This window comes from Pseudomonas sp. GL_103 (assembly GCF_057835175.1).
Map to the genome: position 1 here is coordinate 798,838 of NZ_CM174420.1, position 26,434 is coordinate 825,271.

Annotated in this window: 25 protein-coding genes and 1 other RNA gene; 8 read left to right on the forward strand and 18 right to left on the reverse strand. The window is 57.9% G+C overall.

Annotated elements, in window-relative coordinates:
• Window positions 1-468: 468 nt before the first annotated feature.
• Window positions 469-1,107, forward strand: a complete 639-nt coding sequence (locus tag AC3IP0_RS03550; RefSeq protein ID WP_489326674.1) for a DNA adenine methylase — start codon at window positions 469-471, stop codon at window positions 1,105-1,107.
• Window positions 1,107-1,877, forward strand: coding sequence for an 8-oxoguanine DNA glycosylase (locus AC3IP0_RS03555; protein WP_124304548.1), 771 nt, complete (start codon window positions 1,107-1,109; stop codon window positions 1,875-1,877). The genes AC3IP0_RS03550 and AC3IP0_RS03555 overlap by 1 nt, the downstream gene beginning before the upstream one ends.
• On the opposite strand, the gene AC3IP0_RS03560 is transcribed toward AC3IP0_RS03555, so the two are convergent.
• Genes AC3IP0_RS03560 through AC3IP0_RS03575 form a run of 4 tightly spaced genes read right to left on the reverse strand, consistent with a single transcriptional unit; the run spans window position 1,874 to window position 4,691 of the window.
• On the reverse strand, window positions 1,874-2,557 hold the full coding sequence (locus AC3IP0_RS03560) for a nitroreductase family protein (protein ID WP_489326676.1): 684 nt from the start codon (window positions 2,555-2,557) through the stop codon (window positions 1,874-1,876). The two genes, AC3IP0_RS03555 and AC3IP0_RS03560, sit on opposite strands and share 4 nt — an antisense overlap.
• Window positions 2,535-3,140: a 7-cyano-7-deazaguanine synthase gene (locus tag AC3IP0_RS03565; protein WP_124304550.1), complete on the reverse strand. Its 606-nt coding sequence runs from the start codon at window positions 3,138-3,140 to the stop codon at window positions 2,535-2,537. Before AC3IP0_RS03565 ends, AC3IP0_RS03560 begins: the two co-directional genes overlap by 23 nt.
• Entirely contained in the window at window positions 3,137-4,345 is a 1,209-nt protein-coding gene (locus AC3IP0_RS03570; protein WP_489326678.1) for a PfkB family carbohydrate kinase, read from the reverse strand. Before AC3IP0_RS03570 ends, AC3IP0_RS03565 begins: the two co-directional genes overlap by 4 nt.
• Window positions 4,346-4,349: 4 nt before the next feature.
• Window positions 4,350-4,691 (reverse strand): hypothetical protein, encoded by a 342-nt coding sequence (locus AC3IP0_RS03575; RefSeq protein ID WP_241189846.1) that lies wholly within the window; start codon window positions 4,689-4,691, stop codon window positions 4,350-4,352.
• Window positions 4,692-4,925: 234 nt separating this feature from the next.
• On the opposite strand from AC3IP0_RS03575, the gene AC3IP0_RS03580 reads away from it, so the two are divergent.
• Window positions 4,926-6,803, forward strand: a complete 1,878-nt coding sequence (locus AC3IP0_RS03580; protein WP_489326679.1) for an AAA family ATPase — start codon at window positions 4,926-4,928, stop codon at window positions 6,801-6,803.
• 515 nt (window positions 6,804-7,318) lie between these two features.
• Here AC3IP0_RS03580 and AC3IP0_RS03585 read toward each other — a convergent pair.
• From AC3IP0_RS03585 to AC3IP0_RS03635, 11 genes are all read right to left on the reverse strand, one after another.
• The gene (locus AC3IP0_RS03585; protein ID WP_124304553.1) at window positions 7,319-7,876 is read right to left on the reverse strand and encodes a GNAT family N-acetyltransferase; all 558 of its coding nucleotides are present in this window, start codon (window positions 7,874-7,876) and stop codon (window positions 7,319-7,321) included.
• Window positions 7,839-8,162: a type II toxin-antitoxin system TacA family antitoxin gene (locus AC3IP0_RS03590; RefSeq protein ID WP_124304554.1), complete on the reverse strand. Its 324-nt coding sequence runs from the start codon at window positions 8,160-8,162 to the stop codon at window positions 7,839-7,841. Before AC3IP0_RS03590 ends, AC3IP0_RS03585 begins: the two co-directional genes overlap by 38 nt.
• Window positions 8,163-9,045: 883 nt before the next feature.
• Entirely contained in the window at window positions 9,046-10,302 is a 1,257-nt protein-coding gene (locus AC3IP0_RS03595) for an integrase domain-containing protein (protein WP_489326680.1), read from the reverse strand.
• A gap of 186 nt (window positions 10,303-10,488) precedes the next feature.
• Window positions 10,489-10,885: a transfer-messenger RNA gene (gene ssrA, locus AC3IP0_RS03600) on the reverse strand.
• A gap of 94 nt (window positions 10,886-10,979) precedes the next feature.
• Window positions 10,980-11,258, reverse strand: a complete 279-nt coding sequence (locus tag AC3IP0_RS03605) for a hypothetical protein (RefSeq protein WP_489318287.1) — start codon at window positions 11,256-11,258, stop codon at window positions 10,980-10,982.
• Between the two features lie 334 nt (window positions 11,259-11,592).
• Window positions 11,593-11,868, reverse strand: coding sequence for a hypothetical protein (locus AC3IP0_RS03610; protein ID WP_489318288.1), 276 nt, complete (start codon window positions 11,866-11,868; stop codon window positions 11,593-11,595).
• A 202-nt stretch (window positions 11,869-12,070) separates the two neighbouring features.
• Window positions 12,071-14,881 carry an FAD-binding and (Fe-S)-binding domain-containing protein gene (locus AC3IP0_RS03615; protein WP_489326681.1) on the reverse strand — a complete coding sequence of 937 codons (2,811 nt, stop codon included), beginning with the start codon at window positions 14,879-14,881 and terminating at the stop codon, window positions 12,071-12,073.
• On the reverse strand, window positions 14,878-15,549 hold the full coding sequence (locus AC3IP0_RS03620) for a LutC/YkgG family protein (protein WP_489318290.1): 672 nt from the start codon (window positions 15,547-15,549) through the stop codon (window positions 14,878-14,880). Before AC3IP0_RS03620 ends, AC3IP0_RS03615 begins: the two co-directional genes overlap by 4 nt.
• Entirely contained in the window at window positions 15,549-17,003 is a 1,455-nt protein-coding gene (locus AC3IP0_RS03625) for a LutB/LldF family L-lactate oxidation iron-sulfur protein (RefSeq protein ID WP_489318291.1), read from the reverse strand. Before AC3IP0_RS03625 ends, AC3IP0_RS03620 begins: the two co-directional genes overlap by 1 nt.
• Complete coding sequence (locus AC3IP0_RS03630; RefSeq protein WP_489318292.1) at window positions 17,000-17,824, reverse strand: (Fe-S)-binding protein; 825 nt, start codon at window positions 17,822-17,824, stop codon at window positions 17,000-17,002. Before AC3IP0_RS03630 ends, AC3IP0_RS03625 begins: the two co-directional genes overlap by 4 nt.
• A gap of 151 nt (window positions 17,825-17,975) precedes the next feature.
• Window positions 17,976-19,670, reverse strand: a complete 1,695-nt coding sequence (locus tag AC3IP0_RS03635; RefSeq protein WP_489318293.1) for a lactate permease LctP family transporter — start codon at window positions 19,668-19,670, stop codon at window positions 17,976-17,978.
• A gap of 261 nt (window positions 19,671-19,931) precedes the next feature.
• Here AC3IP0_RS03635 and AC3IP0_RS03640 point away from each other — a divergent pair, with 261 nt between their 5' ends.
• A complete protein-coding gene (locus AC3IP0_RS03640; RefSeq protein WP_150727499.1) occupies window positions 19,932-20,699 on the forward strand; it encodes a GntR family transcriptional regulator in 768 nt (255 codons plus the stop codon).
• Between the two features lie 115 nt (window positions 20,700-20,814).
• Here the strand turns inward: AC3IP0_RS03640 and smpB are convergent, their stop codons facing one another.
• Window positions 20,815-21,297: an SsrA-binding protein SmpB gene (gene smpB, locus AC3IP0_RS03645; RefSeq protein WP_008057382.1), complete on the reverse strand. Its 483-nt coding sequence runs from the start codon at window positions 21,295-21,297 to the stop codon at window positions 20,815-20,817.
• 118 nt (window positions 21,298-21,415) lie between these two features.
• Between smpB and AC3IP0_RS03650 the strand changes: the two genes are divergently transcribed.
• Genes AC3IP0_RS03650 through AC3IP0_RS03660 form a run of 3 tightly spaced genes read left to right on the forward strand, consistent with a single transcriptional unit; the run spans window position 21,416 to window position 23,568 of the window.
• Window positions 21,416-22,819, forward strand: coding sequence for a sodium-dependent transporter (locus AC3IP0_RS03650; RefSeq protein ID WP_489318294.1), 1,404 nt, complete (start codon window positions 21,416-21,418; stop codon window positions 22,817-22,819).
• 7 nt (window positions 22,820-22,826) lie between these two features.
• A complete protein-coding gene (locus AC3IP0_RS03655; protein WP_489318295.1) occupies window positions 22,827-23,261 on the forward strand; it encodes a type II toxin-antitoxin system RatA family toxin in 435 nt (144 codons plus the stop codon).
• Window positions 23,254-23,568: an RnfH family protein gene (locus tag AC3IP0_RS03660; protein ID WP_489318296.1), complete on the forward strand. Its 315-nt coding sequence runs from the start codon at window positions 23,254-23,256 to the stop codon at window positions 23,566-23,568. Before AC3IP0_RS03655 ends, AC3IP0_RS03660 begins: the two co-directional genes overlap by 8 nt.
• A 61-nt stretch (window positions 23,569-23,629) precedes the next feature.
• Here AC3IP0_RS03660 and AC3IP0_RS03665 read toward each other — a convergent pair whose 3' ends face one another.
• Window positions 23,630-24,157, reverse strand: coding sequence for an outer membrane protein assembly factor BamE (locus tag AC3IP0_RS03665; protein WP_007973139.1), 528 nt, complete (start codon window positions 24,155-24,157; stop codon window positions 23,630-23,632).
• 97 nt (window positions 24,158-24,254) lie between these two features.
• On the opposite strand from AC3IP0_RS03665, the gene fur reads away from it, so the two are divergent.
• Entirely contained in the window at window positions 24,255-24,659 is a 405-nt protein-coding gene (gene fur, locus AC3IP0_RS03670) for a ferric iron uptake transcriptional regulator (protein WP_003197684.1), read from the forward strand.
• A gap of 75 nt (window positions 24,660-24,734) precedes the next feature.
• Here the strand turns inward: fur and recN are convergent, their stop codons facing one another.
• On the reverse strand, window positions 24,735-26,408 hold the full coding sequence (gene recN, locus AC3IP0_RS03675; protein WP_489318297.1) for a DNA repair protein RecN: 1,674 nt from the start codon (window positions 26,406-26,408) through the stop codon (window positions 24,735-24,737).
• Window positions 26,409-26,434: the final 26 nt, after the last annotated feature.

A 26,434-nucleotide genomic window follows, 5' to 3' on the forward strand; every position in this document is an offset into this window, starting at 1 on the left:
CATTCGTGCTGATCAACCGTTTGCATTCGACTTGACCAGCAAACGCCATAGTGACGACCGGCGGAGAACGGCCAAAAGCGGACGGTCTCACGGAGGCTGAGCAGACCATCCTTGAGGCTTGAAGGCATCTATGAAACTAGGGGCGATTCAGTTGGACGAGGATGCATTACGTCTGGCTGCATATTAATCCCCCCCGCGTAGCTGAAGCCTGCCTTGTCGACGGCATCACTTACGATGCTGAGAGCCTTCAATTGGTGAAGACCTATGCAGCGGATGGACTCGACGCGAGCCGAGTTACGTCCGTTTGGAACTAGAACGCGCCAATCCAGCAGAAAAATGAACGTATGACCCCCTGGTGTTGCCGCTCACTGAGTGCTCTCGTCGGTAGCCTTCATTGACATCATCGTCACTTTCGACGATGATGTGTGCATGAGATATCCAGGCGGGAAAGGCAAGTGCTACCAGCGCTTGATCAACCTGATGCCTCCGCATCAGACCTATATCGAGACGCACTTGGGCGCGGGCGCTGTCCTGCGTCACAAGAAACCTGCGGCTCGCAATATTGGCGTGGACGTCGATCCTGCTGTTCATGGCGCCTGGACTGATCACCAGGTTGAGGGGCTTGAACTCATCCAGGGTGATGCTTCGAGCTACCTGAGCAGTTTCACGTACGACGGTAGCGAGCTGATCTATGCTGATCCTCCGTATGTCACGCAGACGCGTCGTCGCGCCAAGATCTACCGTTTCGAATATGATCAGGCCCAGCATGAAGAGCTGCTTTCTACGCTGTGCAGTGTACCGTGCAAGGTCATGATCTCCGGCTACGACAGTGCCCTGTACAAAGAAGCGCTCCAAGGATGGAGGAAGGTGACGTTTATGGCCAAGACGCACACGGGTGTCAGGGAGGAATGCGTCTGGATGAACTACGCTGCCCCAGAAGAGCTTCACGACAGTCGTTACTTAGGTGACACGTTCCGCGAGCGGCAGACCATTGCTCGGCGCCAATCCAGGCTCCGCGACCGTGTTTCTGCAATGGATCCGGTAGAGCGCAGCGATTTCCTGCGCTGGATCACGCAGACCTATGGCTCCGTTCAGGAGGCCCGGTGATGCAAAACGGTGTTGTGTTCGTAGACTCCAAGCTCTACAGCCGCGATTTCCCTGATGCCATGAGCGAAGTGCTGCCTGGCGTTTCCTGGGGTTTGATCGAAGCGTTCCCGACTCCGGCGTACTGGGCCTATCAGGTCTGGGCAAACGACCAGGAGCCCGAACCGCTCAACTACAAGCTCGGTGCCACGTTGGCGGAAGAGATCGGGGCGTGCCTGCTGGGTGGGCACGGTATCCCTGCGAACGTCGGCCTGGCGGCGTTCGCGCACCTGAGAGACCTCGGTGCCTTCGAAGGTGAAGTGCCCAGTGTGGCGCTGCTTCAGGAATGGCTGACCACCCCATTGAAAATTGGTAGCCGCTCAGTACGCTACCGCTTTGCCAAACAGAAGGCACGTTACCTTCATTCGGCGCTCGCAGCCCTGGCCTTAGGGGATGTTCCACTTCATGCTGGACGGGCCCTTCGAGACTGGCTGCTGGAGCTGCCAGGCATCGGCTACAAGACCGCGTCCTGGATTGCCCGCAACTGGCTTGATGCCGATGATGTCGCGATCCTGGATATCCACATCTTGCGCGCCGGAGCATTGGCTGGCTTTTTCTCGCCGGGCCTTACAGTCGAACGGCACTACCTGCAGCTGGAAGAGGAGTTTCTTGCGCTGAGCAAAGCGATCGAGGTTCGGCCATCCAAGCTCGATGCGTTGATGTGGTACCAGATGATGTCCGCGCCCACCGTCGTTCACAGCCTGCTGAACCAGGCTGGTTTAAAGGCTGCCTAGCTCTTCGGTGCCGGCCCACCGATTAGGGCAACACCTACCCCCGTGAGTACCCCTGAAGGGGCGAGTTGGCCAGCCCAGGGCTCACCTGTAATTCCCAACGGGCAGAACGCGTAGTCCAGGGCTTCAGCGATCACCGCCATGATCGCGAGGAGTACTCCGGCGTCTCGCCAGATCAGGCTTTCGCCGTGCTGATACTTGGCAGCTGTCTTCCCGGGTTCGGCCACCAACAGCAACCGCGTCGCCTGCTCGCTGGGCAGGGTTTGCTGGCACTGCTCCGCCAATCCCGCGAAGGCTTCCACTGATCCCGGTAGCTCAACAAGGCCGTGCCGGCGACTGTCGTAGCGGCGCCAGTTTGGCGTGCCGGGGAGGTGGGCCAGGATATGGATGGGGTGAATGGCACCGGCTGAGGGTGTGGGCCGCAGCTCCAGGTCAAAACCGTAGTCCGATTCGGCAATGGCCTGCGTACGCGTGCTGCGCCACAGCAGCTGGCCCAGCTGATCAACACTCAAGGCATTGAACGTGCGCCGGGTGCGCCTGTGATCGAGGAGGTTGAGGATGCCTTTGTCGTCGGCATCCTCTATCTCTGGCAGCGCGTGGAAGGTGCCATCCGGCCAGGTGAACGGCTGATAGTGCCCTGGCTGCGCTCTAACCTTGGGACTACTGAGATTGATCCAGTCCATGTTCGATCTCGTGCCAAACCTCAAAGTACTTGAAGCAGCCTCGGCAGTTACCACATGGGACGTTGGATTTGTGGCAGCTGTGAGCCCAGGCCAGCATGGAGGAGGGCACCCCGGCAGTCCTTACTAGCTCAGCGGTGCTCAGCTCGATCGCAGGCGCCTCAACGGTCATCTCACCTTCCTGGATGACCATCAGCTGATTGATGGCGGCGATGAACTCCGGCGTGCCGTCGCGGTGCGAGCCATCGGACTTCACGGTACCCAGGTAGAGCGTGTTCACGCCCAGGCTGATTGCCTTCATGGCCGCCAGGGTGACGAGCATCTGGTTGCGGTAGGGCCACCAATCACTGGCCGGTGCGTTTGCGTCAGCCTTGCCACCGGCCATATCACCGGAGCCGACTGCACGGCAATCGATCGAGATGACGTGGTGCTCAATACCGAGCTGTTTGCAGAGGGTGGTGGAGGCGGAGATCTCCGCCTCTGCAGCCAGCTGTCCGTAATCGAGCGTGATACCGATTTCGGGACGTAGCCACCAGGCGACGGCGAGGGAGTCCATACCCCCTGAGAGGAGAAGAGCGCGCTTCATAGTTCTGCTGCCTTCCAGGCGGTCTGGTAAATGGCCGTGACGAAGTCATCGGTGATGATGCAGCCTGAACCGACCATCATTTTCTGATCTTCTTCGGACTCATTTTCCACGTACATGATGACTGGTTTCTTGAGTGCTCGTGCGTAGCCGATCTCGTAGATCGTCCCTGCGTCCAGACCGTCACCGATGGCCAGCATCAGGTCGCACTCATGGATGGCGTCGAGATCCTTGTGCACGACATCCTCTGCCGAGCCATGGCCGACATCGTGCACTGGAGAGAATACGTTCAGGCCCATCTCCAGTAGCTGGCCGCGCGCCTCTTCAATCAACCAGAGCTGTGACAACGAGAAGAAAGGGCCCGCCAGGTACACCAGGGGCGCTTTGCCGCTCTTCGACTTTTTCGGCACGCTGGCCCCATCAGGGTTGTAAGTGCTGAGCTCTGCCCTGGAGGCAAAGCCCTGAGATTCGCAGTAATAGGCGGTCGCCCGTGAGGCATGCAGGGCCGCGTCCAGTGGCGTCAGGTCATCCTCAAGCCAGAAGTAGGCAAAGGTGGCGACGAACACGTCCCCTGAGCCCACCTTCCAGACCTGGGGGGTCACGAAAGAGGGGATGTGGTGTGTGCGATCTTCGTGGAAGAGGAGCGCGCCGGCTGGGCCCATCTTGATGATGACGATTTCGGCATGCTGGGATGTGGATAACGCGCGTGCCAGGTCAGCTGCGTTCGTCACGCTGCTGCCATGCAGGGCTTCAGCCTCGCTCCTGTTCAGGATGAGTGCCAACCGCTCAGCCCTGGAGCCGTTCTCATGAAAGGGCGCTGGGTAGCAGGAACTCTGCGGGTCGTAAACCGCCTTGTGGGCGTCGACCACGCAATCACCCTCCAGAAAGCCGAAGCGCACGACGTTCCTGGCCGTCACCTGCAGACTTGTTTGGCGCTTGGGCGCTGGGTGAATGGACGGTTTGGACAGTCCGTGGCTGTAGCGGAACTGCAGGCTGTGATCGATGGCCTGCGGCTCCAGGGTGAAGCCCTCCAGCGCCGCTCTCATGCGAAGGATCGATTCTGCCGTGCTGTCCGTGTAGGTCGTAAGGTTTACCGTCCCGCCCAGGCGCGCGATCGCTGTAGCGGCTCGACCTCCCGAGCCGAACAGCTCCTGCCACGTGGGGCACATGCATTGTTCGTAGTAGACGCCGCCAGATACGCTGATCATCAAATCACTCCTGTTTGACCGGAGAGATCTTGAGCGCCACCTGGCCGCCAATCTTGGCCGTCACAAGCGCTACGTAGGCCGTACCGTTCTCGATACAGGTGATTAACCGGATCGCTTTGGGTGATGCGATGCCTCCTGCAGTCTGGCCGTTCCAAACAGCGAGTGCGGAAAGCTCAGTACCGGCGTATCCCACGGTCATTTGCAGGGTGTCACCGACATCGAACTGCTCAACCACATCGGCCTTCGGAGAGGCGAGATGAGTCTGCAGGTAGAGCCTGTCACAGGTGATCTCTGTAGGAGCTCCCGCTGTGTAGTCCCGGAAAAGCTTGCCATCTGAACCTGACATTACGTTCCCCAATATCCCTATGTGAAACAACGCAGCGCTATCTTGGCGTCAAATCGATGCCTGTTGACAGCGGCTTGACTAATGCTAGAGTGCCAGCACTCTAACCCTGCCGGATCCAATTTGCCAATAGGTAGCTGAGGGCTGTTGGCGTCACGTTCAGGGCTCAAGCATGCCAAGTTTAGCGGTTAACGCTAGCGTGGCTCAGTTCGTGCTAACACAGGGTAGTGTTTGCTGATGTCGAAAATCCTCGATTTTGAGATTAAGAACTACAAAGGCATTGTCAGTACGCGCATTGAGCTTTCAGGCAAGATCGATACGCCGATCGTAATGCTCATTGGTCTTAACGAAAGTGGTAAAACCACTATTCTCGAAGCGATATCGCAATTTGTAAGTAGCGATAAGTCGGTCTCAAGTCTGTACACCTTCAGTCCAGAAAATAACAAAGAATTTACGTTCATTCCTGCCAGCCAGAAGGGTTCATTCAAGGGCGTAGTGTCCGTCGCCGCCACGGTGCAGCTGGACGAAGCAGAAATAATGGCGATCGAGAAGCTGGCGGAGACGCTCGGGTTTGAGGTGGATGTCGAGGCCTTGGGCAAGAAGTTCCGGATTGCAAAAGAAATCAATTTTGCAAATGATCCGAACGGTGAAAGTAGCGGAAGTCTCGGCTTGGAGTTAAACGTCAAGCTGCCTTGGGAGGAGGAATTTGAGCCCTTCGCATACCCAGATAATCCTGAGGTGGATGTGTGGGCGCGGATCGCAGAGTTGGTGGTGGAAGGCGTACCAACGGTCGCCTACTTCCCGACATTTCTGATTAACGTACCCGAGGAAATCGAGCTGGCCCCATTTCAGGGGGAGAGTTACGAGCAGCGTCACTACCGGGAAATCGTGGAAAAAATCATTGCGTATGCAGATCATGATGTAGAAGAGCACATCAATAGACGCATTGCGCAGTACAGTGAGAAACATGGCGCTCAGTGGCTCGATACCTTTTATCGAAGCCATGAAAAGAGTCAGATTGATGCGGTGTTCAAGAAGGTCTCCCAGGCCCTGACGAGCGAGGTGATTGGCGGCTGGTGGCGGGTATTCTCGCGCGAGACGACAGCCAGGCGGGTCGAGTTGCAGTGGTCTGTCACCGGGGCTGATACACCCACTGCCATGGTGTCTTTTGCTGTCAGTAACGGTGACTCTGACTACAAGATCAGTGAACGCTCCATCGGCTTCAGGTGGTTTTTCACCTTTTTGCTCCTCACCGGCTTCAAGCTGGAAGACAGTAAGCGCAAAACCATTTATGTGTTCGACGAGCCTGCCGCCAACCTGCACTCTCGCGCCCAGGTTGAGCTGTTGACGTATTTTGAGAAAATGATCGGCAATGGGGACAAGATCATTTACTCCACACACAGTCATCACATGGTCGACCCCAGGTGGCTCTCAGGCGCCTACATCGTCGAGAACCGCGCTGCCAAGCATGATGACGTTGACGGGTATGATCTTGAGTTTTTACCGGCTGAAATCGCCGCAATAAAGTACAAACAGTTTCTAGATAAGTATCCGACCAGAAGCCATCACTTCCAGCCGGTAATAGAGAGGCTGCAGTATGTGGTTCCTGAGATTGTTGGCACGTCGCCCTTCGTCATCGTGGAGGGGATCTCGGACTACTACGCGTTCAAGGCGGCCTCGACCACGTGTGACGTCACGATTAACTTCACCATCGTCCCGGGTGTCGGTTCGAGCTCGTCCGGGAACCTGCTCAGTTTGCTCATGGGGCGGGGCGAAAAATTTATAGTCCTCTTGGATGACGATAGAGCGGGTCGAGACGCACGTGATCGATACCGCAAGAAGTGGCTCCTACCCGACTCGTCCGTAATCACCTTTGCAGATATCGATGCGACCTATGAGTCTTGGGCGCTGGAAGCCTTGCTGGGCCGGGATAGCTTTGAGGTCGCACAGAAGACGCTGGGTCTGAGTACATTACCCAGCAAGGATCAATATGGGCTGTTCCTGGCGGAGCACTACCATAAAGCAGAGACAGGCGAAGATATCTTCTCGCCGCAAGGGCTTGAGAATCTCCACACTGTGCTTCGTTTCCTTGCCCAGCAATTCGCACAGTCTTGAAGGAGGAGTTGTGCTCCTGCTCATGAGGTACTGGTGCAGCCACACCCAAGTGGGTGTGGCACTGATCATGAAGTCAGACTACCGCCTTATCCGACTTATCTTTTAAGACTGCATAAGCAACTTACCGAGTTCGGGAGCGATCGACCCTTCGTTGATGACTTTGTTGGAGGGACGGAACAGCGTTGTGAATCGCCCATAGTTTCGTAAATACCCTCAAGCCTTAGGAACGGTCTGCTAGGCCACTGCGAAAGCGTCCGCTTTTGGCCGACTTCTACCTCTTGCGTAGGGCTGCAGGTACTATTGATCTTGTTCACATCGTGAAATTTTCACCGCTCCCCGACAATCCGGCGTGCCTAGCTGATTTAAAACCTAGAACGGGTAAAAGTGTAGGAAGATCTGTTTGCTGAAGAAAAATCTTCAACAGAGGGATATTCGCCGCCACGCGGGTGGAGAGTAAATAGTCGCTATCAATGCTGTTGATTGATAGCGCTATTCATACCAGAAAAAAAAGTCGGTCAGCTACTGGTTGCAGCAGCGGAAGCGGCCGCAATCATCCTCTTGATCGGGATGAACATTGGCGTTGTCCCGTCAGCACCTGCGTCGTCCAAAATCTCAAACCCGAGGGATTTGTAGAATTCGACTGCTTTGGGCGCTGCATCAAGATACATCCCTTTAATAGGAATCGTCTTGTGTACAGTAATAGCCTGATCGAATGCAATCATCAGCAGTTCCCCGCCAATGCCTTGCCGTTGATAAGGAGCGTCAACAGCAAGCATGCTCAGCTTAACCGCTGGAACTTGGGGGGGGAGATTCCCTTGCTCCAGATAAGTCTGAACCCGAGCTTTGTCCAAAATAAGAAAAGTCAGCGTGCAGAAAGCGAACAGTTCTCCTTTGTCGTTGATGGCTCCAATGCCGGTGACGTTTTCACTTTTCAACGCCCGCTTGAGCTTGGTCTTGAAGTAGTCGTCCAGCATCGCTTCCCCACAGCTGAAGGTTTTGGGGAAAATGTAGGAAGAATAGTTCCCACGCAGGTTGTTATCTACTTCGTAATTGGCGATCTCTTGCACGTTCATTTTTATTCCTCATTAGTTTTACTAGAGCTGGGGGTGGTGTTGCTTCTTCATCGCTATCGCGAAGAATTTCGTGTAATCGAGAGAAAGCTTTCTCTGAAAGCTCCAATCGGTTGTAGTTTTCCATTACTGCTTCGGCCTCTTTAAAGGCAGAAGCCATAATGAAAGAAGTCATGTCGAGACCTGAAATGGTTGCTGCTTTGCGTATGAAATCTTTGGCGAATTCAGTCGTCTTTAAATCAAGACGCGCAGTTTTTGCTGCATTCAAGTTTTCAACTAATGTAGACATTTTGGTCACCTGCTAATTTTATCTAGGTAGTATTTCTTCCTTACGCTGGTTATAAATTCCAATAGCGCTTTCGCACTTTTGAGGCCATTAGGTTTCTCATCATATTTCCTTCCATTTCTCTATCTATTTATCTTCAGTTTAATTTTCAGTATCTATCTATCTATCTATCTATCTATCTATCTATCTATCTATCTATCTATCTATCTATCTATCTATTTCATCATCAGTCTGGCTTTCATTGAGCTAAGCTCAGTACGTACAATAGACGGGTACTCCACTCGTGTCAAGCGCGTACGGCTTATGTACGGATAACCGTTGGCGAGAGCCTGCCAGGCTATGTCTGTCGAGCCGCCCGACGTAAGCCATAACCCCGATAAAGAAAAGAGCCCGTTCAGCCCCTCGGCCCCATCGACATGGCTGCGACTAAGCGACCTGCCAGCCAAGGGGGCGCAGGACTATTCGGATAATCGTCTGCTTTTGGCTGATTCTTGCCTGTCGCCACCGACAGCTATGGGGCGGTTGCAGTCCTTCAGTGCTTGGCTGACGCACTCGCGGCTGAGTGGCATCCGCTGACATCCATCAACTGCAAACGGTTGGTCAGCGCGAGTGCGAATGACTGGTCAGTGGCAATGCCTTTAGGTGGTCAAATGAGATGTAATTACGCAGAGCCCATGCGAGTGGGAATGCGGAGCCTTCCCGCTCGCGTGGGCTTGGCCGAGAAAGCCCCAAGAGGGAGGCTTGCAACGGCGACAGTCGCCACTTCTGTCGCCATGCTGCAAACCAGGTATTACGCGGGTTGTCGCCGGTGTCGCCGCTGTCGCCAAATCAACCATCACTCCATCTGGGGAGTCATTCTCGGTTACTGGCAGCGTCCGGTGAGCGCTCACCGTATCGGCACGACGTTGTGGTCCCTGGTTTGATTGATCGCAGATGCCGACAGGTTGCCAGTGGCCGCTTTCTGGATGTGCTCGCTCCACCAAGCCATCATCGGACGCCGGCGTTCGATGTAGTCAGCTCGGTTGTAAGCGCTTCGGACTTCGTCCTTGTCGACATGCGCCAGCGCGACTTCGATCAGCTCCGGATCCCACCCATGCTCGTTCAGGATGGTGCTGGCCATGGAGCGCATGCCGTGGCTGACCAAGCGGTCCTGAAAGCCCATGCGTTTCAACGCCATGTTGGCGGTCTGGCTATTGGCGTGGGTGCGCGGATTCCTATCTGCCGGGAACACGTATTCCCTGTGGCCGCTGTGGGGCTTGAGCGTCTCCAGTAACGCGAGTGCCTGTTCGGTCAGCGGGATGGTGTGCGGACGACGCTTTTTCATGCGCTCCGGCGGGATGGTCCAAATGCGTTTGTCAAAGTCGATGTCTACCCATCGGGTGGTAGCCGCTTCGGCAGGACGGGTCATGGTGTGCAGTTGCCATTCGATCAGGCAGCGGGTGATTCGCTTGATGCTGGCGTTCGCGATTTCGATCATGAGCTCGGATAGCTCTTCGGGTCGTAGCGCGGCCATGTTCTCTTTCTTGGGCTTCTTGAAGACCGCCCGAATGCCACTGAGGGGGTTCGCAAAGATAAGTCCTGAATTGACCCCGTAGGTCATGATCTCGTTGAGTCGTTGGCTCAGCCGCTTCACTGTTTCGAGGCTGCCTTTGGCCTCAATCGGGCGAAGGAGCTTGATCACCATAGGAGCACTGACTTCAGAAAGCGGCGTCGATTTCATGCTCGGAAAAACATGCAGCGTGAGTGAACGCCAAATGTCCTCGGCATACGCTGGCGTCACTGAGTCTTTCTTCAGTTCGAACCAGGCGGTGGCTATCTTCTCGAAGGTGTGTTCGGTCTCAGCCAATCTGGCTTGCCTTTGCTCATCGCGCTGGGCTTTGGGATCAATGCCTTGAGCAAGTAGCTCTCGCGCCTCGACTGCTTTCTTCCGAGCATTCGCTAATGAGAGGTCGGGGTATGGACCGAGCGCCATATTAAGACGGCTTCTGGTCAACGGTTCGCGATAATTGAAATTCCACATCATCGAGCCGCTGGCGCGTACTCGAAGCTGCAGGCCGTCGCCGTCGCTGAGGACGAAGTCTTTACCAGTTGCCTTGACTGCCTTGAGCTGGCGATCGGAGAGGCGGGTTGCGTTAGTAGGCATGGGGGCTACCTCCAGCACCGTTTTGGTATCCTGAAAGTAGCATTTGGCAGCCCGGGATACCACCTGGGATACCAAAGCGCCTGGAACTCAGAAATCCTCAAAAGTCCTCGGAAGCCCTGGAAGCCGCGTATTTACTGGATTTCAGGCACAAAAAAAGACGTCCATGGACGTCTTTAGATGATGAAGTGGTGGAGCCGGGGGGATTTGAACCCCCGTCCGCCAGTACTCCGCTGTCGGTACTACATGCGTAGCCGTGTCTATTAAGTTAACCCTCAGCGACCCGACGGGCAGGGTGCTTTGGGCGAGTTGTGTAAGTTTTAGCCGCTTCGTCCACAACGTACTGCACGGCGATTCTGTTCTATATGACAATCACTTTGGGTTTACAGACATCCCCTGGTGATTGCTGGACCCGAAGGTACCAGAAGCTCAGGTCTAAGGCTGCTTACGCAGCGATAGCGAATTCCTGGCCGTAGTTATCGTCATTGGCAACTATAAGTAGTTGCAACAGTGGATTTACGAGTTCTGTTACCAACTCGGCATGCACCTAAAGTTTCGCAACCGGCGTCGAATCCTAAACGGCCCCGAGCCTGATGCTCTGTGAATCAAGTGAGCAGCAGGCCTATACAGTGTACGTCATCACGCCCCGGAAGGCCAACCCGAAGGTTGATCACCACAGATCATGGGGTTGGTTGGGTGCTCTGACTGCCCGCGAGTGCCAATGCCTGGGTGGCCTCGGTGACGCATTTTTTGTCGTCTCCGGAGGCTTGTGAGGCTTCGGCACTGGACATCAGCCTTTTGATCTCCATTGAGGTGTTTGTGGCGGTCGCCGGTAGCGCATTCACTTTGCCTTTGAGCTCTTGCAGCTTGCTCGTACAAAGGTTGTTGTCCGCAGCAAATACAGGAGAGGCCAGCATGGCAGCAGCAATGAACAGGCCTGCGAATGTGGTGCGTTTCATGGGTATCTCCTTGAGCTGATGGTCTCGGTGCTGCCGTATGAGCGGACGGCCAAGCCGAGCCCGAAGAATCAGCCGCGATCTGATCGGGCCTACCTCAAAGACTACGATTCAACGCAAGAATTCGTTTTTTTCAGAAAACCTGTCGAGCTTTTCCAGCGATGCGGGCGGTTACACATTTCCAGACCCCAGATGCAACAAAACCCGCAACTGGCGGGTTTTGGTTTGCTTCGTAGCGGGCGCAGCCGGGCTTTGAACTCCCGGCTGCCAGTACTCCGTTGTTGATGTACGCCAACGTGGCCCACAAGGCCAACCCGAAGGTTGGCCGTGAACCGAGTTACTTCCCGCCTTTTTTCGAGTCAGTGACGGCCTTGATGATGTCGTTGGTCTCGGCGATGCAATCATCAGTGCCTTCCTTGGTGCCTTTTGCCTGGTCGGCTTTGGCTTGCTCGACGGAGGCTTTTACCTGGTCAGTCATTTCCGGAGGAATCTGTGCCTTGCCGTTTTCGATGGTTTGCAGGTTGACCGCGCATAGGTCTTTTTCGGCCGCAAACGAAGTGGAAGCCATGATGGAAGCAGCAACGAACAAACCTAAAAGCACAGAACGATTCATGTGTTTCTCCTTGAACTGAAGGGCCAGGCATTGCTGGCCATCAAATCGGTCTACCGAGTTTTTGGAAGGTCCCGCATTTGCGGGACTTGATCAGTGGACTGCGGCGGCACATCAGGGTTCTTTTTTTCTGCTGTAGAACTGTTGATTCCGGCAAGAAGCATTAAGGAAGGCGCATTAATGCGCCTGCCTTGAGGTCCAGATTTCAGGGCTCCCTAGCCTGGGTAACGCGGTCCACCAGATAGACTAGTCCGTGGTAGTCAATGCCGCCATGTTGCGTCAGACCGATCTCACAGGTGCGGCTGGTGGAAATCCCCTCGCTGCACTGCTGCACCGCGTCCTTGAGCGTGCGCAGCGAGTGAGCGTTCAGTTCCGGGGTGGTGAAACCCTTGTCGCCGGCGAAGCCGCAGCAGTGAATTCCTTCGGGAATGACTACGTTATTGCTGCACTTGCGCGCCAGGTCGATCAGCGCCTGGCTTTCCCCGAGGTGTTGGGTGCTGCAGGTTACGTGCACGGCGATCGGTGCCTCCTGAGGCGTGAAATCCAGGCGATCCATCAGGTGCGTGCGGATGAAGCGCACCGGGTCGTACAGGTCCAGACGGACTTCGCCGAGGTCTTGAACCAGGCGCAAGGTGCAGGGGCTGGTGTCGCAGTAGATCGGGTCGAGCCCGCCACGGCTGGCGTGGAGCAGGGCGCCGATCAGTTCCTGGCGTTTGTGTTCGGCTTGTTCGGCATAGCCTTTGGAGGCGAATGGCTGGCCGCAGCACAGGTTGTCGAGGTTGTCCGGGTACACCACCTGGTAGCCGGCCTTTTCCAGCAGGCCTCGGGTCTTGTCGTGCAGCGACATTTGCTCCGTGTCGCCCGCTGCCGGGCCCATGGCGCGGGATACACAGGCCGCCAGATAGACCACGCGCGGGCGGGCGTCCGTCACCGTCGGACTGAAGCGAATGGCTTTTTCCGGTTGCGGCATCGCGTTGGTCCATTGCGGGACCTGCCCCTTGGACAGGCGCGTCAACGTCGCCGACAACTTCGCCAATCTCGGCGCCCCCAGCAACATCCGCGCACCATTGGCCACGTGCAGGGTGAAGCGTGCACCTTGCAGTGCCGTGGCGAAATGTCCTTCAAGCCAGTTGGCGGTTTTCGTATGCGTCGCCTTCTGGCTACGCAGCTTTTTCACCAGTTCGCCGGTATTGATGCCTACAGGGCAACGTTGTGCGCAGAGGCCGGTGGCGGCGCAGGTATCGACACCTTGATAGTCGTAGGCGGCTTCGAGTTCGGACGTATCGATGCCCGCGCGTTTCTTCGCCTGAATGTCGCGCCAGATCACGATGCGCTGGCGCGGGCTCAGGGTCAGTCCTTTGGACGGGCAGACCGGTTCGCAGAAGCCGCACTCGATGCACTTGTCCACAATCTCGTCAGCAGCGGGCAAGGGCTTGAGGTGCTTGAGGTGGATCTGTGGATCTTCGCTGAGCACCACGTCCGGGTTGAGAATGCCGTTGGGGTCGAGCAGTCGTTTGAGTTGCCACATCAACTGGTAGGCATCGCTGCCCCATTCCAGTTCAACGAACGGTGCCATGTTGCGCCCGGTGCCGTGTTCGGCTTTCAGCGAACCGCCGAACTCCACCGCCACCAGCTGCGCCACGTCGTCCATGAACGCCTGATAGCGTGCGACTTCTTCCGGGCTGTTGAAGCCTTGGGTGAAGACGAAGTGCAGATTGCCTTCCAGAGCGTGTCCGAAAAGGATCGCTTCGTCGTAGTGATGTTTGTCGAACAGTTCGATCAGGCGGTTGACGCCGATGGCCAGTTGTTCGACCGGGAAGGTGACGTCTTCGATGATCACCGTGGTGCCGGTCTTGCGCACCGCGCCGACCGCCGGGAAGGTGTCCTTGCGGATGGCCCAGAGACGGGCGTTTTCCTGCGGGTCTTCGGTGAAGTCGACCTGCTTTTCCACCGGGAACGCCTTCAGCGACGCCATGATCTGCGCCAGTTGTTCGTGCAGCAAGGTGGACGACGCGGCGCGGGATTCGATCAACAGCGCACAGGCATTATTCGACAGATGTTGTACGAAAGCGGGCATGCCGGGTTTGTCCTGCACCGAGCGCAGGCTGCGGCGGTCCAGCAGTTCCACGGCCGACACCGGTTGGCTTTTCAGCACAGTCACTGCGTTGCAACAGGTTTCCACGTCAGGGAAAACGATCAACGCCGAGGCTTTGTTCGGGTGGTCGATCACGGTGTCGTAGGTCACGGCACTGATGAACCCGAGCGTGCCCTCGGAGCCCACCAGCAAGTGGCTCAAGATATCCACAGGCTCGTCGAAATCCACCAGGGCATTGAGCGACAGGCCGGTGGTATTTTTCAGACGGTATTTGTGGCGAATTTTCGCAGCCAGTTCGGCGTTTGCCCGGGTCTCGCGGCCCAGGGTCGCCAAGCGCTCCAGCAGGGTGGCGTGGCTTTGGCGAAACGCCGCGACGCTGGCGGTATCTTCAGTATCGAGACGACTGCCGTCGGCAAGCACCAGACGAATGCCGGCCAGGGTGTGATAGGTGTTTTGCGCCGTGCCGCAGCACATGCCGCTGGCATTGTTGGCGACGATGCCGCCGATCTTGCAGGCGTTGATCGAGGCCGGGTCCGGGCCGATCTTGCGTCCGAACGGTGCCAGCCAGGCATTGGCCTGGGCGCCGATCACCCCCGGTTGCAGGCGGATTTGCGTGCCCTGGCTGCGGATCTCGCGACCGTTCCAGTTATCCCCCAGCACGATCAGTACCGAGTCGCTGATCGCCTGGCCGGACAAGCTGGTGCCAGCGGCGCGGAAAGTCACAGGCACCTGATCCCGTTGCGCCAGTTGCAGCAGTGCCACCACTTCGTCTTCGGACTCGACGCGGATCACCAGTTGCGGAATCAAGCGATAGAAGCTGGCGTCGGTACCGAAGGCCAGGGTCGACAACGGGTCGTCGAAACGTCGCTCTTGGGGAATCAGTTGCTGTGCATCACGCAGGAAAGCGGCCGGTAGACTCATTGGTCCTCCAGGATCAGTACCACCAAGTCCTTCGGACCGTGGGCGCCGTACGCCAGCACTTGCTCGATGTCGGCGGTCTTCGACGGGCCGGATACCAGCAACGCGTTGGTCGGCATGCCTTGGGCCCATTCGAATTCCTGCTGCACCTGATAGAAGTTGTCGCGGATTTCACTGGCCTTGAGCAGAGCGAAATGCACCGGTGGCACCAGGCTCATCAGGCGCGGTTCTTCCCGGGTCGGCCAGAGAATCAGGCTGCCCGTGGCAGCGATGGCGCCGAGGGTGGTGGTCAGGCTCGCCGGGGTGTCGTTGAACAGCTCGGCTTTCCATTCTTCAACCGGGCGGTCGTAGGCCTTGAGCATCGGCAGGCCGGGATTATTCTCCCAGTGTTGCGTGATCCGTTGACCGTGGGGCGTTGTCGGTGCGATCAGCAGGCTTGGCAACTGGCGGTCCTGAAGCAACTGCGCGAGTAGCGTCGGCCACTCTAGGCCGGATGTCAGATGAATTTCCGTGTGCACCGATTCCATCAATTGGCGCAGTTGCGCAATGCGCTGCTCAGGGGCGTAGGTGTAAGGCTGAGTCACCAGATCGACATCGAAGTTGTCAGCCACCGGCGTGGTGCCTGTCAGGCTTTTACGCAGTTTGGCGAGTATATTTTGCTTGGCGCTCATCAGCGGTCTCCCTGTTTGGCCAAATGTTCGCGGGCCATGTCGTGCAGCGAGCGGGCAGCGGGTTTCGGTGCGCTGTGGTTTTGCGTCCACGGGCCGACATTGCTCGGCGTGAGGGCGCGCAAACGGGTGGCGAAGAAACCGAACAGGCGATACAGCGTTGGCGAGCTGTTGAGCTTGGCCCAGGCGTTCCAGATGAACCGCTCCTTGCGCGAATACTTGCTGCCCTGGCCGCGCATCACTTGATGGGGGCTGTCCGGGGACTTGACGTTTTCTTCCCGCAGGCGTCGCAGCAAAGCAGGGATCGGGATTTTTACCGGGCAGACTTCACCGCAGGCACCGCACAGCGAAGAAGCACTCGGGTGATCCGGGACTTTCGCCAGGCCGACCATGTGCGGGGTGATGATTTTTCCGATAGGCCCGGGGTAAACCTCCCCATAGGCATGGCCGCCGATTCGGGTATAGACCGGGCAATGATTCATACAGGCGCCACAGCGAATGCAGTTCAGGGTCTGGCGCAATTCGCTGTCGGCAAAGGCCTGGCTGCGACCATTGTCGAGCAGTACCAGGTGCACTTCCTGTGGGCCGTCGAGTTCATGTTCCTTGCGCGGGCCGGAGATCATGTTGACGTAGGTGGTGATCGGGATGCCCAGGGCCGAGCGGGTCAGCAATGACAGCAATGGCACCACGTCGCGCAGGTTTTCCACGACTTTTTCGATGCCGGTGACGGCGATGTGCACGGGTGGCACTGTGGTGGTCATGCGACCATTGCCTTCGTTTTCCACCAGAAGCAGGGTGCCGGTTTCGGCCACGGCGAAGTTGACACCGGAGACGCCGATGTCCGCTTCGAAGAATTTCTGCCGCAGGACTCTGCGGCCGATCTGAATGAGTTGGTCAACGTCCTTGGTGTATTCCACCCCAAGCTTGTCGTGGAACAAGGACGCGACCTGACCGGCGTTCTTGTGGATCGCCGGCATGATTATGTGTGAAGGTTTCTCGTGGTCGAGCTGGACGATGTACTCGCCCATGTCCGATTCCAGGCATTCAATGCCCTGTTCAGCGAGGACATGGTTCATTTCCATTTCTTCGCTGACCATCGATTTACCCTTGATCACTTGCCGCCCCTCGTGAGCGCGGATGATCGAGAGGACGATGCCATTGGCTTCGTCCACCGTTTCCGCCCAGTGCACTGTCACACCGTTGCGGGTCAGGTTCTGTTCCAGTTGCTCGAGCAGGTCGGGCAACTTGGAGAGCGCGCGGGCACGGATTGCATTGCCCAGTACGCGCAAGTGTTCTCTTTCATGGGCATCGCTGAACGCCGCTGCCCGTTTGGTCATCAGTGAATCCATCGCCTTGCGAAAGTTGCCTCGCAATTGCGCGTCACCCAACGCGTTGTGGGCGCGGGTGCGGAAGTCTTCTTCTACGGCAACCGTAGGAATAATCGTCGAGGTGCTCATTTCGCACCTCCAGTTCGCTGCCAGAGGAAACTGGCCAGATGCTGACCGCGCAACGCTTCCTGCTGCTTTTCCAGCGAGCCGTTGATGTTCATCAAACAGCCGCAGTCGGCACTCAATACCTTGTGCGCGCCGGATTCCTTCAGCGCCCGGGTCTTGTCAGCCACCATCGCGCCGGAAATGTCTGGCATACGGACGCTGAATGTCCCACCAAAGCCACAGCACTCACTTTCGTGATCGTGATTGACCCGCTCCACATTGCTCAACTGCGCCAACAACTCGCGGCCGTGCAGGTGGGTGTTCATTTCACGGCGTGCCGAGCACGAAGTGTGCAACGCCACTTTTACCGGCTCGCCACTGTCCTTGAGCTGCACCTTGCAGACAAACAACAGGAACTCGGCCAGCTCGTAGGTTCTGGCCGCCAGGGCCTGAACCTGTTTCAACGTTTCCGGCTCGTCCTTGAACAAGTCGGCGTAATGTTCGCGGAGCATGCCCGCGCAAGAACCCGACGGCACCACCACCGGATAGTCGCCGGCAAACAGCGCCAGTTGCGAGCGCGCCACGGTCCGAGCCTGTTCGGTGTAACCCGAGGTGTAGGCCGGTTGGCCGCAGCAGCTTTGCCCTTGTGGGTATTCGACACGAATGCCTTCGCGCTCCAGTAGGTGGATCGCGTCCATCCCGGCTTCCGGGTAGAACAAATCGACCACGCAGGTCCCGAACAGGTAGACCCGTGACGGTTTCTCGCTGGGGTATTGCCGAGGCTCGGGCAGTGGCGGGGCGACACGAGTCGCATTCGGCACGGCGTTGTAAAAAAGCTCGCTCATCAGGCGGTCTCCGGGTGGTCCCGGTTATTCGTCTGTCGAGGCTGCTGAATATAGAGCCGGAAGCTTTCAGCAGCCTTACAGACCGGGGTGTGAATAGCGGACGCCGGGGGGCGTGGCCCGGCGTCGGTTTTTATCGTGTTGCCTGTAGCCCTTAGTGCACCAGCATGCCGGTGAACCAGTAGGCCTGGGCCAACGTGATCAAGCCGACAATCGTTGCAAAGAATAGGCTGTGCTTGAGGGTGAAGCGGAACAGATCCGATTCTTTGCCCACCAGACCGGTCGCGGCACAGGCCACGGCGATCGATTGTGGCGAGATCATCTTGCCGGTCACGCCACCGCTGGTGTTGGCCGCCACCAGCAAGGTGTCGTTGACACCGATCTGGTGTGCAGTGGTCGCTTGCAGCGAACTGAACAGGGCGTTGGACGAGGTATCGGAACCGGTGAGGAACACGCCCAGCCAGCCGAGGAACGGCGAGAAGAACGGGAACGCCGCGCCGGTGCCTGCCAATACCAGTGCCATGGTCGAGGACATGCCCGAGTAGTTGGTGACGAAGGCGAAGGCCAGCACCATGCCGATGGACAGGATCGGCCAGCGCAGTTCGTAGAAGGTCTCTTTAAAAGTGGTCAGACCAATTTTGAGATTGATCTTCAGCACCAGCATGGAGATCAGTGCGGAGAAGAAAATCGCCGTGCCGGTGGCGGAAATCGGGTCCAGTTTGAACACTGCCGGAAGGGCGGTTGGCGCGGTCACGATCGGTGCGACCTTGATCACCATTTGATCCAGGTGCGGGATGGCGAAGTTGAATACGAAGCTGTACATCGAACCGCCGGCGGCGAACATCGCCTTGAACGGCTTCAGGGTCCAGATGGTGACCAGTACGGTCAGGATCAGGAACGGCGACCATGCCTTGAAGATTTCCCCAAGGCTGTAGGGCGAAGCCGCGGTGGTGCGCTTCTGGCCGAAACCACCGACGCTGGCGCTCACCACGGAGGCCGAGACGGCGCCGACGATGTGTTGGCCGGCGGCGCGTTTTGGTTGCCAGACTTTCAGGAACAGGGTCAGGGAAATCAGGCTGGCCAGGGCCGAGGTGATGTCCGGCAGTTCCGGGCCGATGAAGTTCGAGGTGAAGTACTGGGTCACGGCAAAGCTCAAGCCGGCCACCAGCGCTGCCGGCCAGGTTTCCCGCACGCCGCGCAGGCCGTCCATCATGAACACCAGCCAGAATGGCACGAACAACGACAGCAGCGGCAATTGGCGACCGGTCATGGCGCCGATCTTGAACGCGTCGATACCGGTGACTTGGCCGGCAACGATGATCGGAATGCCCAGGGCACCGAATGCCACCGGCGCCGTGTTGGCGATCAGGCACAAGCCAGCGGCGTACAGCGGGTTGAAGCCAAGACCTACCAGCAGCGCAGCGGTAATCGCCACGGGTGCGCCAAAACCGGCTGCACCTTCGAGGAAGGCGCCGAAGCAGAAACCGATCAGCAGGACCTGCAGGCGCTGGTCATCGGTGATCGACAGGACCGAGCTGCGGATGACTTCAAACTGCCCGCTCTTGACCGTCAGTTTGTAGAGGAATACCGCTGCCACGATGATCCAGGCAATCGGCCACAGGCCATAGGCGAAGCCATACCCGGCGGCGGCGAACGCCATGTCGACCGGCATCTGGAAGGCGAAGATCGCCACCAGGATCGACAAAGCCAGGGTGATGCTGCCGGCCACATGCCCTTTGAGGCGGAACACGGCCAAAGCCAGGAAGAAAAACACGATGGGGATGACGGCGGCGAGTGCGGACAGGCCGAGGCTGCCGAGCGGGGTATAGAGCTGTTGCCAGGTTTGCATATGGGGTGGCCCCTAATTGTTGTTGGTCAGGCACTGATCAGCGTTCTTGGATAATTGGTAAGACCAATTTACAATCGCTGTTGGTTAGGGTAAAAGCCTTGTAGGCGGTGTGTCAATTTGCCGCCCTAAAACTTTTGTCGAATGCGAAGTGCGCAGGTCGTCTGCCTGGTATGACCAAATGCGTTGTGGCAGGTGCTGGCGCGGCGCCGATAGGCCAGAATAGAGCGCCGGCGAGCCGTCGGATCGTGGAGTAATCGAGTTATGGGGTTTGATCAGATTCGTCAGCGCCGTTTGTCTGACGATATTGTCGAGCAGCTTGAGGGCATGATCCTCGAGGGCACGCTGAAAGCGGGTGAGCGCTTGCCGGCCGAGCGCGCGCTGGCCGAGCAATTTGGCGTGTCACGCCCTTCGTTGCGCGAAGCCATTCAGAAGCTGACCGCCAAGGGCCTGCTGGTCAGCCGCCAGGGCGGTGGCAACTATGTGGTGGAATCACTGGGTAGCACCTTCAGTGATCCCTTGTTGCATCTGCTGGAAAGCAATCCCGAGGCGCAACGCGATCTGCTGGAGTTTCGCCATACGCTGGAAGCGTCTTGCGCCTACTACGCGGCGCTGCGTGCCACGGAGGTGGACCGCGAGCGGTTGACCGCGGCATTCAACGAATTGCAGGACTGTTATTCGCGTCACGAAGAAGTGAGTCGTGCCGAAGAGGGGGCGGCGGACGCAAGGTTTCACCTGGCGATCGCCGAGGCCAGCCACAATGCCGTGTTGCTGCACACCATTCGCGGGCTGTTCGACCTGCTCAAACGCAACGTGGTGACCAACATCGGTGGCATGTACAAACAGCGCACTGAAACCCGCGACATGCTGATCACACAGCACCGGGAGTTGTATCAGGCGATTATCGAAGGGCGTGCGGAGCAGGCGCGGGAAGTTTCCAGCCGACACATTCTGTATGTGCAGGAGGTGCTGGAGGAGGTGCGTCAGGAAGTGCAGCGCGTGGCCCGGGCGGAGCGGCGCAAGGGGATGTGACCTTTAAAGCAAAGGATCGCAGCCTGCGGCAGCTCCTACAGGGAACGCATTCCAATGTAGGAGCTGCCGCAGGCTGCGATCTTTTCGATGGCGCCGCGAAACTCAGGCAGAAAAATCAGTCTTCCTTGCCCTTGTTGCGCACCGCACGCTGCAACTCGCGACCGGCGTCGCGTTCGCGCTCGGTATCGCGCTTGTCGTATTCCTTCTTGCCCTTGCCCAGGGCGATCTCGCACTTGACCATGTGCTTGCTCCAGTACCAGGACAGGCACACGCAGGCGTAACCCTTTTGCTGTACGGCAGCGGCCAGCTTTTCCAGCTCGCGCCGGTTGAGCAGCAATTTACGGGTGCGCACCGGATCCGCGATGACGTGGGTACTGGCGGTTGTCAGGGGCGTAATGTGGCTGCCGAGCAGCCAGGCTTCGCCATCCTTGAGCAGCACGTAGCTGTCAACCAGCTGCAGCTTGCTTGCCCGCAGACTTTTTACTTCCCAGCCGGCCAGGACCAGACCAGCCTCGAAACGATGCTCGATGAAGTAATCGTGTCGCGCCTTTTTGTTTTGCGCGATGGTCCCTGTTGGGTGTTTCTTCTGTTTAGCCATAGGGGCGGCATTATAGGGAGTTGCACGCGAGTCGGCTACGGTGTTGCTACGTGCTTGAGCAGGTTGATTGAATCCCGGACAATGCGGCCTCTTTTTTGAACGCTTGGGCGTGATAACGATGTCGACAGACAAGGTTTCTGTCCACGGCAGTTGGGCTAGCCGCTGGGTCTTCATACTCGCCGCGACCGGTTCGGCCGTGGGGCTGGGTAGTATCTGGAAATTCCCGTACATGGTCGGCGTCTATGGCGGCGGTGCCTTCGTGCTGATGTTCCTGGCCTGCATCGCGCTGATCGGGGTGCCGGTGATGCTGGCGGAAACCCTGATCGGCCGGCGTGCCCGGCAGAGCCCGGCCAATGCCTTGAAGATACTGGCGGTCGAGGCGGGGCACTCGGCCAAATGGTCCTGGGGCGCGTTTGCCGGGATGATCACGGCGTTGCTGATCCTGTCGTTCTACAGTGTGGTTGGCGGCTGGTCGCTGGACTACATCATCGACATGGGGCGTGGCGACTTCCAGGGCGCGACACCGGATCAGGTGGGGGCCTACTTCGGCAATGTGATCGCCGACCCTTGGCGCCTGACACTTTGGCACACGATTTTCATGCTGTTGTCAGCGGTGGTGATCGCCAAGGGCGTGGTTGCCGGGCTTGAACGCAGTTTGCGCATCATGATGCCGTTGTTGTTCGTGATGATCCTCGTGCTGCTGGGCTACAGCATGACCACCGGGCATTTCATGGAGGGCGTGCATTTCATGTTCGACTTCCACCCGGAAAAGGTCCTGGACGGCTTGCTGCCCGCGATGGGGCATGCGTTCTTTTCCCTGAGCGTGGGCGTCGGCTCGATCATGATCTACGGCGCCTACATGCCGAAGAACTCGTCGATTTCAGGGACGGTTGTCGGCGTGGCGCTGCTCGACACCTTCGTTTCCCTGGTGGCCGGCCTGGCATTGTTTCCGATTGTGTTCGCGGCGGGCCTGAATCCGAGCGAAGGGCCGGGGCTGATGTTCGTCAGCCTGCCGTTTGCCTTCGGTAACGTGGCGTTCGGGCAATTGATGGGTGTGGTGTTCTTCGTGCTGGTGGCGGTCGCAGCCTGGAGTTCTGCGATTTCCCTGCTGGAACCGATGGTGGCCTACCTGGTCGAGCGCACTAAAGTGAGTCGTGCCTGGGTCACCTTCTGGCTGGCTTTCAGCTGCTGGTTTGTCGGTCTGGGCACGGTGTTCTCCTTCAATATCTGGAAAGAGGCCAAGTTCTTCGTGAACGAAGGCGGGATGTTCCACCTCTACCAATGGGGAGCGGCCGGTGGCCTCGACTTCTTCGGCGTGATCGATTTCTTCACCTCGCGACTGATGTTGCCGCTTGGCGGTTTGTGTTTCGTGGTGTTTGCGGGCTGGATCATGGGGCGTGAGGCGGTGCGCGACGAGTTGTCGATCCGTAACCCTGCGTTGTTTGGCCTGTCCTTGTTCTTGATGCGCTATGTGGCGCCCATCGGCATTCTCGTAGTGTTTGCCGCCCAGCTGTGGAAGTGACGCTGACATGACGACACACATTTCACGTTCGGCCTTGCTGCCATATCCGGCGCAAGCGCTGTATGACCTGGTCAACGACGTGGCGCGCTATCCGGAGTTTCTGCCGTGGTGCTCGTCCGCCGAAGTCCTGGAGAACTCCCCTGAGCATATGCGGGCGAGCGTCGGGGTGGCGAAGGGGGGCCTCAGCCAGCATTTCGTGACGCGCAACACCCTGGTTCCGGGGCAGTCGATCGAAATGAACCTCGAAGAGGGCCCGTTCACCCAATTGCATGGCATCTGGGTATTCAAGGCGCTGACCGACAAAGCCTGCAAGATCAGCCTCGATCTGTCGTTCGATTATGCCGGGCCACTGGTTCGCGCCACCCTGGGGCCACTATTCAACCAGGCGGCCAATACCCTGGTGGATGCGTTCTGTCAGCGCGCCAAGCAGATACATGGTTGAGGTCATGATTGAAATCGAGGTGGTCTACGCGGCCGTAGACCGTCAGGTGCTGCTGACAGCGGCCGTGCCTGTCGGAACGACCGTGCGGGCGGCCTTGCTCAGGTCGGCCGTGGCTGAAGAGTTTCCGGAGCTGGATCTGAGCCATTGCCCTGTGGGGATCTTCGGCAAGGTGGTAGCTGACCCGGAGAGTCGGGCAGTCCAGGCCGGGGATCGCATCGAGATTTACCGACCGTTGCTGGCTGATCCGAAAGAGGTGCGCCGACTGCGCGCGGCGAAGGCTGCCGAGGCCAAAGCGCGGAATCAGTGAGTAGCTTGAACGCCAGACAATAAAAAGCCCGGGCATGCCGGGCTTTTTATTGCGTCGCAAATTATTGCGGCGAGGTATCCAGTGGTTGCGGCGTCGGGACCGGAACGGTCTCTACACCGTCGACGTCCTTCTGGATCTGATCCAGCAACGAACCTGGCTTGACCGGTTTTTCCGGTTTTGGCTTCTCGACGTTTTCTGCCGGGGCGGCCACTGTCGTGCCGCTGTCCTTGCCGAGAATGGCTTCGTCACGGCTCACGCCTGGCATGAAATCACCGGAGAGGCTGACAAGCTGATCATTTGGGTTGAAGATAACGCTAATGCGTTCCTGTTGGCGTTCACCGCCACCCGGTTGCAGGCTGTACAGATAATCCCAGCGATCGGCATGGAACGTGTCAGTCAGCAGAGGGTTGCCCATGATAAACCGTACTTGCTTACGGGTCATTCCCGGGCGTAACTGGTCTATCATGTCCTGCGTGACGACATTGCCCTGCTGGATGTCGATTTTGTAAACCCCGGGGAATGAACAACCGGCGAGTGCGAGCAGTCCCACAAAGGTGAAACTGGTTAGCAAGAGCTTGGTGTTTTGCATCGGTGGGCGACTTCCACTATCTTGGCTGGGACAACGTAAACGCCGATCATACCCGCATTAAGAGAAGCTGCGAAGCAGCATCGCGAGAAAGCTGACCATGGTTGAAAATAGCGAACTACGCAAAGCCGGCCTCAAAGTGACCCTGCCACGGGTCAAAATTCTGCAAATGCTCGATTCCGCCGAGCAGCGCCACATGAGTGCCGAGGATGTCTACAAGGCCCTTATGGAGGCTGGTGAGGACGTCGGTCTGGCCACGGTTTACCGTGTTCTGACCCAGTTCGAGGCAGCTGGCCTTGTGGTGCGGCACAACTTCGACGGAGGCCATGCGGTCTTCGAACTGGACGACGGAAAGCATCACGACCATATGGTCAACGTCGAAACCAGCGAAGTGATCGAATTCTTCGACGAAGAAATCGAGCGGCTTCAGAAAGCAATCGTCGACAAGTATGGCTTCGAGATGGTTGATCACAATCTGGTGCTGTACGTGCGCAAGAAAAAGTAAGCATGTCGCGCGAACATCAGTTCGCGAAACGAACGAAGGCGACCCCAGGGTCGCCTTCGTGCTTTCTGCCTTTATTCAGGCTTTTGCGGCCACCACCATTTTTTTGGCATGCGCCAGGGACTCCTTGGTGAGGTCGATGCCCCCCAGCATCCTTGCGACTTCTTCGACGCGGTCGTTTTTGCTCAATTTGGAAACGGCCGTGCGGGTGGCATCTTCGCCGCGCACTTTATGCACAAATAGATGCTGATGACCTTGCGCCGCCACTTGCGGCAAGTGGGTCACGGTCAGTACCTGCCCGCGCTCGCCGAGTCGGCGCAGCAACTGGCCGACGATTTCTGCGGTTGGGCCGCCAATGCCGACATCGACTTCGTCGAACACCAGGGTCGGTACGCGGGAGGTCTGCGCGGTGATGACCTGAATCGCCAGGCTGATCCGCGACAGCTCACCTCCGGATGCGACTTTTGCCAAGGCTTTTAATGGTTGGCCCGGGTTGGCGCTGACCAGTAGTTCAACCTGTTCAAGTCCGTTAGGCAGCAGTTCGTCGCTGCTGTTTGGACGCAGTTCGATGGTGAAGCGCCCACCGGGCATGCCCAGACGCTGGATTTCCTGTTCCACGGCGCTGGCCAGGCTCCCCGAGGCTTGATGACGCAGGTCGCTCAATTCGCGAGCCTTTTCCTGATAATGACGAGCGTATGAAGACAGCTCATCGCTCAGCCGCTCGATGGATTCGTCGTTGGCGTTGAGGGTTTCGATTTCATCCAGCAGTTTCTGCTGCATCTCGGCGACTTCGGTCGGCTGGATGCGGTGTTTGCGCGCCAGGGTGTAGATCGCGTCGAGGCGTTCTTCAAGGTATTGAAGGCGCGATGGATCGGCGTCGAAGTTGTCGAGGAAGCGGTTCAGTTCACCAACGGCCTCTTCAACCTGGATCTGTGCACTGGTCAACAAGCTGCTGGCTTCGCCCAGCGCACCGATCGAGCTGTTCACGCTCGACAGGCGATTGAGGCTGGCGGTGAGGGCGTTCAGTACATTCCCGGAATCACTTTCACTGCATTGCTCGACGACTTGCCGGCAGATCCCGAGCAAGGTCTCGGCGTTGGTCAGGTTCTTGTGTTCCTGCTCAAGCTGCTCCAGTTCGTTGTCGCCAAGGCCAAGGTTTTCCAGTTCTTCGAGTTGATAGCTGAGCAACTGGTGGCGGGCGCGTTGCTCATCGCCGGAGTTGGAGAGCCGCTCAAGCTCCTGGCGGGTCTGGCGCCAGCGCTGGGCGGCGAGTTGAACCTGGCGGGCCAGATCGGTCGCGCCGGCATATTCATCGAGCAGGCGGCGGTGGGTATCGGTCTTGAGCAGGGATTGGTGTTCGTGCTGGCTGTGAATATCGATCAGCAGCTCACCCAGCGCCTTGAGGTCGCCAAGCGGGCAGGGCGTGCCGTTGATGTAGCCGCGCGAACGTCCTTCGGATGTGATGACCCGGCGCAGGATGCACGGGCCGTCGTTTTCGAGGTCGCGTTCGGCCAGCCAGGCACTGGCTTCCGGAATGTCGACCAGATCGAAGGTGGCCAGGATGTCGGCCTTGTCGGCGCCGGGGCGGACCACGCCGCTGTCGGCACGATCGCCCAGGGTCAGGCCCAGCGCGTCGAGCATGATCGACTTGCCCGCGCCGGTTTCCCCGGTGATCACGCTCATCCCGCGATCGAGTTCGAGATCGAGATGTTCAACGATGGCGTAGTTGTGTACGGACAGGTGCACCAGCATATGGGCCGCTCCCAGGTGTTAAGTCT